This is a genomic window from Ferroglobus sp. (genome assembly GCF_015521575.1).
Classification (GTDB): Archaea; Halobacteriota; Archaeoglobi; order Archaeoglobales; family Archaeoglobaceae; genus Ferroglobus.
Genome location: NZ_WANY01000232.1, coordinates 1 through 10,992 on the forward strand (window position 1 = coordinate 1; position 10,992 = coordinate 10,992).

Genomic DNA, 10,992 nt, shown 5'->3' on the forward strand with positions numbered 1-10,992 from the left:
CGCTTTTCGACTTCCTCAACAAGACTATGGAGGAGACAGAGCAAAAACTTGCTAACATGGGAGCGATGTCAACTCTCGTACTGCTGATCATAGCGATAATCTTGATCGTAAAGGTTAGGGTTATCTCCTCGCTGATAGTCGGAGCTATAATCGGGGCGATACTGAATGTGATTCTGGAAATGAACGGCATTCGCGTTTTCGATGAAATTTTTACCCAGCTGCTGCAATTCATTCAATAGAGGGGTCGGAAGATGGTAGAGAAGGTAAGGGTAGGGGATTTGGTCGTTGAAGAAGACGCCTGCATCTGCAACGAGGATGCGATAATAGAATTTTACAGCGATGAGGAGCTGGAGGAATATTCGAGAATTTTGAAAGCGATATCCAATCCTATAAGACTCCAGATCGTCAGAACTCTGCTAAGCTCACCTCAGTGCGTTTGCGTTCTTTCAGCAGTTGTCAACAAAGATCAAACGCTCGTGAGTCATCATTTAGCCAAGCTAAGAGATGCTAAGATCGTTCGTGAAGACGTGGTCGGCAAGTTCAGAATCTACAGCCTCATAGACGAAAGAGTAAAGAAAATTCTATCCCTCCTCGGATGAACGCTGAAGATTTCTTCTGTCCGAAGTGCAGGAGAATTAAAAGCAGGTGTATCTGCGAGAAAATTTCCACACGACAAAAGAACTTAGAGATTTTCGAGAAATACTGCAGAGTTCGCGAGCTAAGACGGCTCTTCGACACTGAGGACGAGATCGTAATTTACAGAAGGTTTAATCCGGAGGATGTTGAAAAAGTCGATTTAAACGAAGTAGATCTCTCAAAAAGAGCTAAATCGGCTCTGTTGTCAAGAGGGATCAGATCCCTCTACAGGTTTCAGGTCGAAGCTATTGAGAAAATAAAGGAGGGAAAAAACGTCGTTATAGTGGCTCCAACCGGTTTCGGAAAGACTGAGGCGTTCATAATACCGATCCTCGAAAGTTTAAGAAAAGGTGAAAAAGCTCTGATATTCTACCCGACGAAAGCTCTCGCAAGCGACCAGTACGAAAAGATTTCTTTCTACTCCTCCTTCTTCGGATTCAATGCGATAAAGTTCGACGGAGATTCTGGCTATGAGGAAAGAAGAGAAGTTTTAAGCGGTAGAGCCGACATAATTCTCACGAATCCCGACATGATTGACTACCATCTAAGAAACACTCCGGCATTTAGAAGGGTTGCCGAAAAAGTTAGATTTCTCGTTTTCGACGAGCTTCACAGCTATAGCGGACTTCTCGGCTCCAACGTTGCCTGGCTCGTGAAAAGACTCGAAAGATTTTCGGATTTTAAGGTAATAGCGTCCACAGCCACAATAGCGAATCCAAAGGAGTTTGCGGAGTACGTTTTTGGTAAGAAGTTTGAGGTCGTAAAATCATCCGGGAGAAGGGGAACTCTCCACTTCATAATGCGTTACACTCCAAGTTTCTACGGAGCCGTAAAGGATTGCGTTAAATCGCTACTTGGAAAAAAGACTCTCGTATTCGCAAATAGCTACAAAGCTGTCGAAACCATAGCCTGGATTTTGAACAGAGAGGGAGTTGTGGCGAGGGTGCATAAAGGGGGACTGACGAAAAAGGAGAGAAGGAAGGTTGAGAGGGAGTTTAAAGAGGGTAGAGTTAAGGTCGTCGTAGCGACCTCAACCCTTGAGCTGGGAATAGACATAGGTGATGTCGAGGCAGTCGTTTCCGAACTCGTTCCATTTCCCCAGTTCCTCCAGAGGTGCGGTAGAGCTGGGAGAAAAGGACAGGAAAGCGTTGGAGTGCTAATCTTAAGAGAGGACGACTCCATAGCTAACTACTACAAAAACAACCCCGAGGAGTACTTCAAGGACGAGATGTTCTGTTATGCGGAGAAGGATAACGAGGAGCTTAAGAGATACCACATCCTCTCAATGGCTAAGGAAAAGGCAATTTTCGAAAGGGAAGTGGAGAATCTGGAAGAATACGTAAAAGAAGGGTATCTTGCTGATGCTGGAGGGATATATCTTGCGACAAGAAAGGCGGAAGAGTTTCTGAAAAACTTCAACATGAGGGGAATCGGAGAGAGAGTAAAAATACTGCTCGAAGGAAAAGAGATAGGAGAAAGAACGTTACCAATGGCTATAAAGGAGCTTTTTCCCGGGGGAATTGTAATCCATGCTGGCAGGAGAGTTAGAAGCTTAAAACTCGATCTTACAAATTTCATTGCCGAAGTCGAGCCCTACGAAAAAGGAGAAGAAATCACTGATCCCCTCTACACATCGATTCCAAGAATTATAAGGGAAATCGAAGAAATTGAAAAGCCAGTAAATGCGATCTACTGCGATATGGACGTGACGATCTCGGTCTTCGGTTACGTCGTCAAAAACGTGTATACCGGAGAGAAGGTCGGAATAAACTACTTAGACGAGCCAGTAAGCTACACCTTTAGAACTAAGGGATTCCTATTCTCCTCTCCTTTCCCAGACTACTTGGACTACGAAGATTTCTACGCTGGAAGCTTTCACGCTTTGGAGCACGTTTTAATCGAAGCGAGCAATTCGTTAACTGGAGGAGGGAGTAACTACATGGGCGGCATATCAACTCCGGAAGGGGACATCTTCGTCTACGACGCCACTCCGGGAGGAAACGGACTTAGCAAGCTTCTCTTTTCAAGACTCGAAAAAGCGTTTAGAGTTGCCTACGAAGTTCTGAACAAATGCAATTGCAAAAGAGTTGACGGCTGTCCGAAATGTACTTACAGCTACCAGTGCGGCAACAACAATCAGCCTCTGAACAGGCTCGGAGCTATAAATGCGATAGAGAAAATTTTCAGGGGCGAAAAAAGAAAGACCGATGTTGAAAAGTATAAAGAAGTGGCTGAATTCAGATACTTCCCCTGAGCTCGTGCCTCTTCATGAAGAAGTACGGCTCAAGCAACACAGAAACGTTGTAAACAAGCATCATCCCTATGTAGTCTCCCTTCTTTATCTCAGTAGTTTCCGTTGGAAGAACGACTGCATGAGTGACCCTCTTGTCTTCTTCAACAAGTCTCGGAGGTTCAAAGCTCATAACGTCGACAAGCATCAGCCGATCCTTGGATTTTCCGGAGACTGGCTGTATTATCGTTCCAGAAGGAAATTCGAGCATTTCAATCTTCACAACTTCCGGAACCCCTTTTATTAGCTTTTTGTTTTCTGCGCTGAATAAAGGTTCTATCAGCCCGAGAGGGCTTCTCTTGAAGCTGAGGGGTTCGATTTCTATCTCGCTGCTGTTGACCCTCCACTCGTCTTCCCAGTAAACGATTCTCGCTTTAACCTTCTCAGTTAAGTAACGTAAAAGCTGAACGCTCCTCTCTCCGACGGATATGTAGTAAACGTTTAGAACTCCAAGAAGATCGCCTTTCTTAATTTCCCCGGGAAAAACCGGCAGGAAGTAAACTTTGTTTATCCTCGTTTTCTCTTCAACTCTCTTTAGCTCAACAGCCTCCAAATCAAGAACTGTTCCGTAAGCGTTCCTCATTATGTAAAGAGGAACAGGAATCGTGTTCGGTGGTAGCTCTATCGTTTTTATCCTTATCTCCTCAAGCTTTCCTTTTTCTACGCTCTTATCTTCATCCGCTATGATGGGAAACCATTCCGCAACATTCCACCTTCTGTACCATAGCTCTTCGATCTCCATTTCTCTTCTTCCCTTCTTCGTAACAAGCTTCACTTTCTTCTTCTCCATTCTAACGTTCACATCGGGAGCTTCAACTCTGCTTATCATTTCTGCTGGAGCAGTTTTAATTGGGTAGACCTTGACGACTCCGATTAAGTCGCCTTCTTCGATGTTTCCGTCTGAAGTTGCTAAAAAGTATGCAGCTTCTATACTCCTCTCTCCATCGATTTTCTCCGGTCTATCCTCCTTAACGTCAGCAACAATCCCGTAGCCGTGTCTCTTTATCGCCAACGGAGAAACTATCGTGTTTGGAGGAAGTCGGATTTTCTCAACTTCAACCCTGTAGATTTCTCCCTTCTTGACTTCTAAACTTTCCTTAGCCACAAGCAGTTTCCAATAAGCCGTTTTAGCCGATTTAAAGGCTAAAGTTCGATACATTTCAGAACACCGTTTATAATTTTAATTCAGGATAATATATAACCCTTTTGATTCGAAACGTTTTTAAGTTGCAACATTGCGCAACTAAGCAATGTTCAGGAAAATTCTCGTCGCAAACAGAGGTGAGATTGCCGTAAGGGTTATGCGTTCTTGCAAGGAGCTTGGAATTAAAACTGTTGCCGTTTACTCCGATGCTGACGTTAAATCCTTTCACAGAGTTTACGCTGATGAATGCTATTATATAGGGAAAGCCGAACCCTCTGAGAGCTATTTGAATATCGAAAAGATAATAGAGGTTGCCAAAAGAAGTGGAGCAGATGCTATTCACCCCGGATACGGTTTTTTGGCGGAAAATCCGGAATTCGCAAGGAGATGCGAGGAAGAAGGAATAGTTTTCATAGGTCCGCCCGCCGATGTGATAGAAGCGATGGGTTCCAAAGTTAACGCGAGAAAATTGATGAAAGAGGCTGGAGTTCCGGTTATTCCAGGAAGCGACGAGATAGAGAATGTTGAAGAGGCTAAAGAGTTTGCCGAAAAGGTAGGATATCCTGTGGCTGTGAAAGCGAGCGGTGGTGGTGGAGGGATAGGAATAACGATAGCTAAAAACGAAGAAGAGCTCGTCAAGGCTTTCGAACGAAGTAAAAAACTTGGAGAAAAGTACTTTAAAGACCCGACGGTTTACATAGAAAAGTACTTGCCTAAACCAAGGCACATAGAGTTTCAGATTCTTGCAGATGAGAATAAGGTTGTGCATCTTGGAGAGAGAGAATGCAGCATTCAGAGGAGACATCAGAAACTTATTGAAGAAGCCCCCTCACCAATTTTCGACGAGGAAATGAGAGAAAGGTTCGGTAAAATAGCCGTGAAAGGAGCGAAGCACATCGGTTATAGAAATGCTGGAACAATGGAGTTTCTCTACCAAGACGGGGAGCTATACTTTTTAGAGATGAACACGAGATTGCAAGTGGAGCACACGATAACCGAGATGGTTACGGGGATAGACATCGTCAAAGAGCAGATAAGAATTGCTTCCGGAGAGGGGATGAGCATAGATCAGGAGGATGTAAAAATTAGAGGGCATGCGATAGAGTGCAGGATCAACGCGGAAGATCCGATAAATTTCCTGCCAAGAACTGGAAAAATAACCCACTACCGCTCTCCGGGAGGACCGGGAATTAGGGTCGACAGCGGAGTCCATATGGGCTACGAAATCCCACCCTACTACGATCCCATGATCTCCAAGCTAATTGCTTGGGGTAGAACGAGGGAAGAGGCGATAGCAAGAATGAGGAGAGCCCTTTACGAGTACATAATTGAGGGGGTTGAGACGAACATACCCTTCCACATAGTCGTTCTCAACGATGAGGAGTTTACGAGGGGAAACACTCACACAAGGTTCGTGGAAGAGAGGAGAATAATAGAGAGGGTGAAGAGCGTTCTCGACAGCATAACCCATCTCAAAAAGAGGCTTGACGAAATTTTCACGGCAGATCACTTCGTCAGCGAAGAGGATATTGTAGCTGCAGCAATTTCAGCTGCAATAGCGGAATACCTAAAAGATTCCGGAGTCGTAGAGATAAAAACATCGGAAGCTTGGAAAACGATAAGCAGACTGAAAACGTTAGGGTGGATTTAATGCCAGACGAAAAGCTTGCAAGAGCTTTGAGAGCGAGAATAAGAAGGAAAATTCTCAAGAAAATTTTGGAGAACGGAAAGATGAACGTAAAACAGGTTGCAGGAGAGCTGGGGATATCCGAATACTCAGCTTCAAGACACCTCAAGCTCCTCTACGATTTGGGCATTCTCGATTGCGAAGTGAGACATCCGGAGAAGTACTACTTTCTGAGGGTCAAATCGATCAAAAAGCTTCTTGAAGCTTACGATGAGGTTGTTGAGGAGTTAAAGGAGGTGAACGCTTGAAGGTTGTAATAATTCTTGGCTCTAAATCCGACCTCGAAATTGGTGAAAAGATTAGAGATAAGTTGAAGGAGAACTTCGGTATTGATTCGGAAATTAGAGTCGCATCGGCTCATAAAACCCCAGAAAAAGTCCTTGAGATTATAAAAAGCTACGAAAAAGCAGTATTCGTCACCGTAGCCGGGAGGAGTAACGCTTTGAGCGGATTTGTAGATGCAAACACACCCAATCCAGTTATAGCATCTCCACCGATAAGCGATAAATTTGCGGGGATGGACATTCTTTCGAGCATAAACATGCCTTCCGGCGTGGCACCAATGCTCGTTCTCTATGAAGAGAATGCCGCATTAGCAGTGGCTAAAATTATAGCCCTCTTCGATGATAACGTGAGGAGAAAGGTTGAAGAGTATCAGAGGATGAAAAAAGAAGAGGTTGAAAAAGCTGATGAGGTGGTTAGGAATGGGGACGGTTAAGGATTTTAACATCATGATACTCCCCGGAAAAGAGTACGGATTGGGGATAATGAAGTTCTCCGACAGATTTTCCGTTTTCGATTACGGAGTTATGCCCGACACGATAGAGGGGAAAGGCGCAGCTCTATGCATAATTTCCGCCTACTTCTTCGAAAAAGTAAAGGAAAAGGACATCGTAAGAACCCACTACATCTCCCTTCTTGTTAACAGAACCACCTATAGAACCCACGAACTTTACGAGCCAACCGACGAAATGCTTGTGAGAGTGTTTAGAGTTTTCAAACCAGAAATTGTGAACGGAAAGTACGATTATACGCCTTTCAAACTACTTAAAAGAAATTACGTCCTCCCAATTGAGGTAATTTACAGAAACTACCTGCCGGAAGGATCAAGCGTTTTCAGGAGGCTCGAAAAGGGAGAACTGAGACTTGAGGATCTCGGTTTAAAGGAAATGCCGAAACCCGGGGAGAAACTTAAAAGACCGATAGTGGATTTCTCCACAAAATACGAGGACTACGACAGATATATATCGAAGAAAGAAGCTATGGAAATAGCCAACCTGAGCGAGGAAGAGATGACAAACTTGATCGAAACAACTTTGAAAATAAACAACCTGCTAACCAAAGAGTTCTACGATAGGGGAATAATTCACGAAGACGGAAAGCTCGAATTCGCTTTGGATGGTGAACGAAATTTAAGGCTTGTTGACGCTTTAGGAACTCCAGATGAATGTAGGTTGAGATTCGAAGGGCTCGAAATCAGTAAAGAGCTTCTGAGAATATACTACCGAAACACAGAGTGGTACAAGAAGCTGCAAGCGGTGAAAGGAAAGGAAAACTGGAGAAAGCTCGTAGGAACTCCTCCAAGATTGCCGGAAGAGTTAAAAGAGATAGTTTCGGAGCTCTACAAATCCACATGCAATGAAGTTTTGAGGAAGAGGATTTTTGACGTGCCGCACTTGAAGGAAGTTGTGAGAAGAGCTAAGGAGTACGTGGAGGTAAACTATGGTTAGGGCTGTTTTAGCTTTGGAGGACGGAACGTTTGTTGAAGGAAAAGCCTTCGGAGAGTTGAGAGACGCTGAAGGGGAACTCGTTTTTAACACGAGCATGACGGGATACGTTGAAGCTTTAACCGATCCGAGCTACAAAGGTCAGATTTTGATGATGACGTACCCGCTGATAGGAAACTACGGAGTCTGCAGAGAAGACTTCGAGAGCGATGGGGTTAAAGTAGAAGGTTTCGTTGTCAGAGAACTTTGCAAGGAGCCGAATAACTGGAGAAGCGAGCTAACCGTGGATGAACTCCTCAAAGAATACGGAATTCCCGGGATAGAAGGAGTGGATACGAGAATGCTTACAAAAAAACTCAGAATTTACGGATCGATGAAGGCGTACATCGGTGTTGGAGACGTAACGAGGGAAGAAGCAATTGAGAGAGCGAGAGCTCAGCCATCAATAAGCGAGCTTGATTTGGTTGACAAAGTATGCGTTAAAGAGCCAAAAATCGTTGGAGAAGGAGGAAAATACAGAGTGGCGTTAATAGACTGCGGAGTTAAGAGGAGCATAGTCAGACAGCTTGTCAAAAGGGGTGTTGAAGTCACCATCTTCCCCTACGATTACCCAGCTGAGAAAATCCTCGAAGAAGATTTTGACGGAGTTTTCATATCCAACGGTCCGGGAGATCCAGAGAGAGTAAAGCCGACAATCGAGACGATAAGAAAACTCGTTGGTAAAGTGCCGATGGCTGGAATCTGTTTGGGACATCAGCTAATAGCCTTAGCTTTTAAAGCAAAAACGTTCAAGCTCAAATTCGGACACCACGGAAGCAACCATCCGGTTAAAGATTTTGAAACTGGAAGAGTTTTCATCTCAAGTCAAAATCACAATTTTGCGGTGGACGAAAAAACTTTGCCAAAAGGTTTGAAAGTCACCCAAATAAATCTAAACGATCACACAGTTGAAGGAATGATTCACGAGGAAATTCCGCTTATAAGCGTTCAGTATCACCCAGAAGCCGGCCCAGGACCGCACGACACTTACTTCTTCTTCGATCTCTTCGTGGATATGCTCGCAGAATACTGAGGTGGTGTAATGCCGAAGAGAGAGGACATAAAAAAGATCATGGTAATAGGCTCAGGTCCGATTGTAATAGGGCAAGCGGCGGAGTTCGACTACTCTGGCAGTCAGGCTTGCAAGGCTCTGAGAGAGGAAGGCTACGAGGTCGTTCTCGTTAATTCCAATCCGGCTACAATAATGACCGATCCAGAAATGGCTGACAAAACTTATATCGAGCCGCTTACGGCTGAGGTCGTTGCTAAAATCATAGAGCGAGAAACGCCAGATGCTCTGCTACCAACTCTTGGCGGACAGACGGCTTTAAATATAGCGGTGCAGCTCTACGAGATGGGCGTTCTCGACAAGTACGGAGTGGAACTGATCGGCGCTAACGTCGATGCGATAAGGAAAGCGGAAGATAGGGATCTTTTCAGGAAAGCCATGGAGAACATAGGACTTGAGGTGCCAAGGAGCGAAATAGCCGAAAGCGTGAGCGACGCTTTAACTATAGCTGAAGAACTCGGCTACCCCGTTATAGTAAGACCGGCTTTCACCCTCGGAGGAACTGGAGGAGGAATTGCGTACAACAAGGAAGAGTTGAAGGAGATAGTGAGAAAAGGTCTTGAGCTCTCGATGATTCACCAAGTTCTCATCGAGGAGAGCGTCATAGGCTGGAAGGAGTTCGAACTTGAGGTAATGCGAGATAAAGCCGATAACGTCGTGATAATATGCTCCATAGAGAACTTCGATCCGATGGGAATACACACCGGCGACAGCATTACCGTCGCTCCAGCACAAACGCTTACAGATTACGAATATCAGAGGTTGAGAGATGCTGCTATTGCGATAATAAGGGAGATAGGCGTCGAGACTGGAGGGAGTAATATTCAATTTGCCGTTCATCCACATTCAGACAGATTTTTGGCTATAGAGATGAACCCGAGAGTTAGCAGAAGCTCAGCTTTAGCTTCTAAAGCCACCGGGTATCCGATAGCGAAGATAGCTGCGAAGCTTGCCATAGGCTACACGCTTGATGAAATTCCGAACGATATAACGAAGGAAACTCCAGCAAGCTTCGAACCGACGATAGACTACGTGGTCGTAAAAATCCCGCGTTTCGCCTTCGATAAGTTCCCGACAGCCGATTCAACATTGGGTACGCAGATGAAGAGTGTCGGAGAGGTTATGGCAATCGGAAGGACTTTCGAAGAGGCGCTACAAAAAGCTTTGAGGAGTCTGGAAATAGGAAGGTACGGACTTGGAGCCGACGGAAAAGACAAGCAGCCAAGTAGAGACGAGATAGTGAAAAAGCTCATAACTCCAAATCCGGACAGGGTATTTTACATAAGGTACGCTCTTCTCAACGGTTTCAGCGTTGATGAGGTGGCGGAGCTTACAAAAATTGACAAGTGGTTCATCAGCAAAATCAAGAACATTCTTGACGTTGAGGAGGAGCTTAGAGAAGCGGCAAAGAAGTACTCGATAGAGGAAGTTCCAAAGGAGTTGCTGAAAAAAGCTAAGAGATTCGGTTTCAGCGACTACCAAATTGCAAAGATTTTTGGAGTGGAAGAAAGAGAAGTTAGAAAAGCAAGAAAAAGAAAAGGAGTTGTAGCGACTTTCAAAATGGTCGATACATGCGCTGCCGAATTCGAAGCCAAAACTCCCTATTACTACTCCACCTACGAGGAGGAAAACGACGCTATTCCGAGTGGAAGAAAGAAGGTCATGATTCTCGGAAGTGGACCGAACAGGATCGGGCAGGGAATCGAGTTCGACTACTGTTGCGTTCACGCCGTTTACAGCTTGAAAGAAGAGGGATACGAGACGATAATGGTCAACTGCAATCCCGAAACAGTTTCAACAGATTACGACACCTCAGACAGACTGTACTTCGAGCCGATAACCCATGAGGATGTCATGAACATATACGAGAACGAAAAGCCCGAAGGAGTTTTCGTTCAGTTTGGTGGTCAAACTCCTTTAAACATAGCTAAGCAACTTGAGGAGAGCGGCGCAAAAATTCTTGGAACGAGCGTTGATTCGATAGACATAGCAGAGGACAGAAAGAGGTTCTCGGAGATATGTAAAAAGCTTGGAATTCCCCAGCCAGAAAACGGAATAGCGTTCAGCGTTGAAGAGGCTAAAGAAGTGGCAAAGAAGATAGGCTATCCAGTTTTGGTAAGACCGAGCTACGTCCTCGGAGGAAGAGCGATGGAGATCGTTTACGACGAGGAAACGCTTGAGAGGTACATAAGAGAGGCTCTGGAAGTCTCCCCAGAGAAGCCGATTCTCATCGACAAGTTCCTTGAAGATGCGATAGAAGTAGAAGTAGACGCTATCTGCGATGGAGAAGACGTTCTGATAGGAGGAATCATGGAGCACATAGAAGAGGCGGGAGTTCACAGCGGAGATTCTGCATGTGTTCTTCCTCCGCAATCTCTACCGAAAGAAGTCGTAGATAAG

General features: G+C 44.9%; 10 protein-coding genes. 9 read left to right on the forward strand and 1 reads right to left on the reverse strand.

Translation table 11 applies throughout. From position 1 onward, the window contains the following. From F7C14_RS09285 to F7C14_RS09295, 3 genes are all read left to right on the forward strand, one after another. Positions 1 to 239: hypothetical protein (locus F7C14_RS09285; RefSeq protein ID WP_290902168.1), on the forward strand; the 239-nt coding region annotated here is incomplete at its 5' end. 12 nt (positions 240 to 251) lie between these two features. Then, complete coding sequence (locus tag F7C14_RS09290; protein WP_290902170.1) at positions 252 to 599, forward strand: helix-turn-helix transcriptional regulator; 348 nt, start codon at positions 252 to 254, stop codon at positions 597 to 599. After that, complete coding sequence (locus F7C14_RS09295) at positions 596 to 2,890, forward strand: DEAD/DEAH box helicase (RefSeq protein WP_290902172.1); 2,295 nt, start codon at positions 596 to 598, stop codon at positions 2,888 to 2,890. The genes F7C14_RS09290 and F7C14_RS09295 overlap by 4 nt, the downstream gene beginning before the upstream one ends. Here the strand turns inward: F7C14_RS09295 and F7C14_RS09300 are convergent. After that, the gene (locus F7C14_RS09300) at positions 2,874 to 4,085 is read right to left on the reverse strand and encodes a DUF22 domain-containing protein (RefSeq protein ID WP_290902174.1); all 1,212 of its coding nucleotides are present in this window, start codon (positions 4,083 to 4,085) and stop codon (positions 2,874 to 2,876) included. The two genes, F7C14_RS09295 and F7C14_RS09300, sit on opposite strands and share 17 nt — an antisense overlap. A gap of 91 nt (positions 4,086 to 4,176) precedes the next feature. On the opposite strand from F7C14_RS09300, the gene F7C14_RS09305 reads away from it, so the two are divergent. From F7C14_RS09305 to carB, 6 genes are all read left to right on the forward strand, one after another. Further along, entirely contained in the window at positions 4,177 to 5,721 is a 1,545-nt protein-coding gene (locus F7C14_RS09305; RefSeq protein ID WP_290902176.1) for an acetyl-CoA carboxylase biotin carboxylase subunit, read from the forward strand. Beyond that, positions 5,721 to 6,005 carry a winged helix-turn-helix domain-containing protein gene (locus F7C14_RS09310; RefSeq protein WP_290902178.1) on the forward strand — a complete coding sequence of 95 codons (285 nt, stop codon included), beginning with the start codon at positions 5,721 to 5,723 and terminating at the stop codon, positions 6,003 to 6,005. The genes F7C14_RS09305 and F7C14_RS09310 overlap by 1 nt, the downstream gene beginning before the upstream one ends. After that, on the forward strand, positions 6,002 to 6,475 hold the full coding sequence (locus tag F7C14_RS09315) for an AIR carboxylase family protein (RefSeq protein WP_290902180.1): 474 nt from the start codon (positions 6,002 to 6,004) through the stop codon (positions 6,473 to 6,475). The genes F7C14_RS09310 and F7C14_RS09315 overlap by 4 nt, the downstream gene beginning before the upstream one ends. Beyond that, positions 6,462 to 7,487 carry a phosphoribosylaminoimidazolesuccinocarboxamide synthase gene (gene purC, locus F7C14_RS09320; RefSeq protein WP_290902182.1) on the forward strand — a complete coding sequence of 342 codons (1,026 nt, stop codon included), beginning with the start codon at positions 6,462 to 6,464 and terminating at the stop codon, positions 7,485 to 7,487. The genes F7C14_RS09315 and purC overlap by 14 nt, the downstream gene beginning before the upstream one ends. Next, positions 7,480 to 8,556, forward strand: coding sequence for a glutamine-hydrolyzing carbamoyl-phosphate synthase small subunit (gene carA / locus F7C14_RS09325; RefSeq protein WP_290902185.1), 1,077 nt, complete (start codon positions 7,480 to 7,482; stop codon positions 8,554 to 8,556). Before purC ends, carA begins: the two co-directional genes overlap by 8 nt. A gap of 9 nt (positions 8,557 to 8,565) precedes the next feature. Beyond that, the coding region (gene carB / locus F7C14_RS09330) for a carbamoyl-phosphate synthase large subunit (RefSeq protein ID WP_290902187.1) at positions 8,566 to 10,992 on the forward strand (2,427 nt) is incomplete at its 3' end.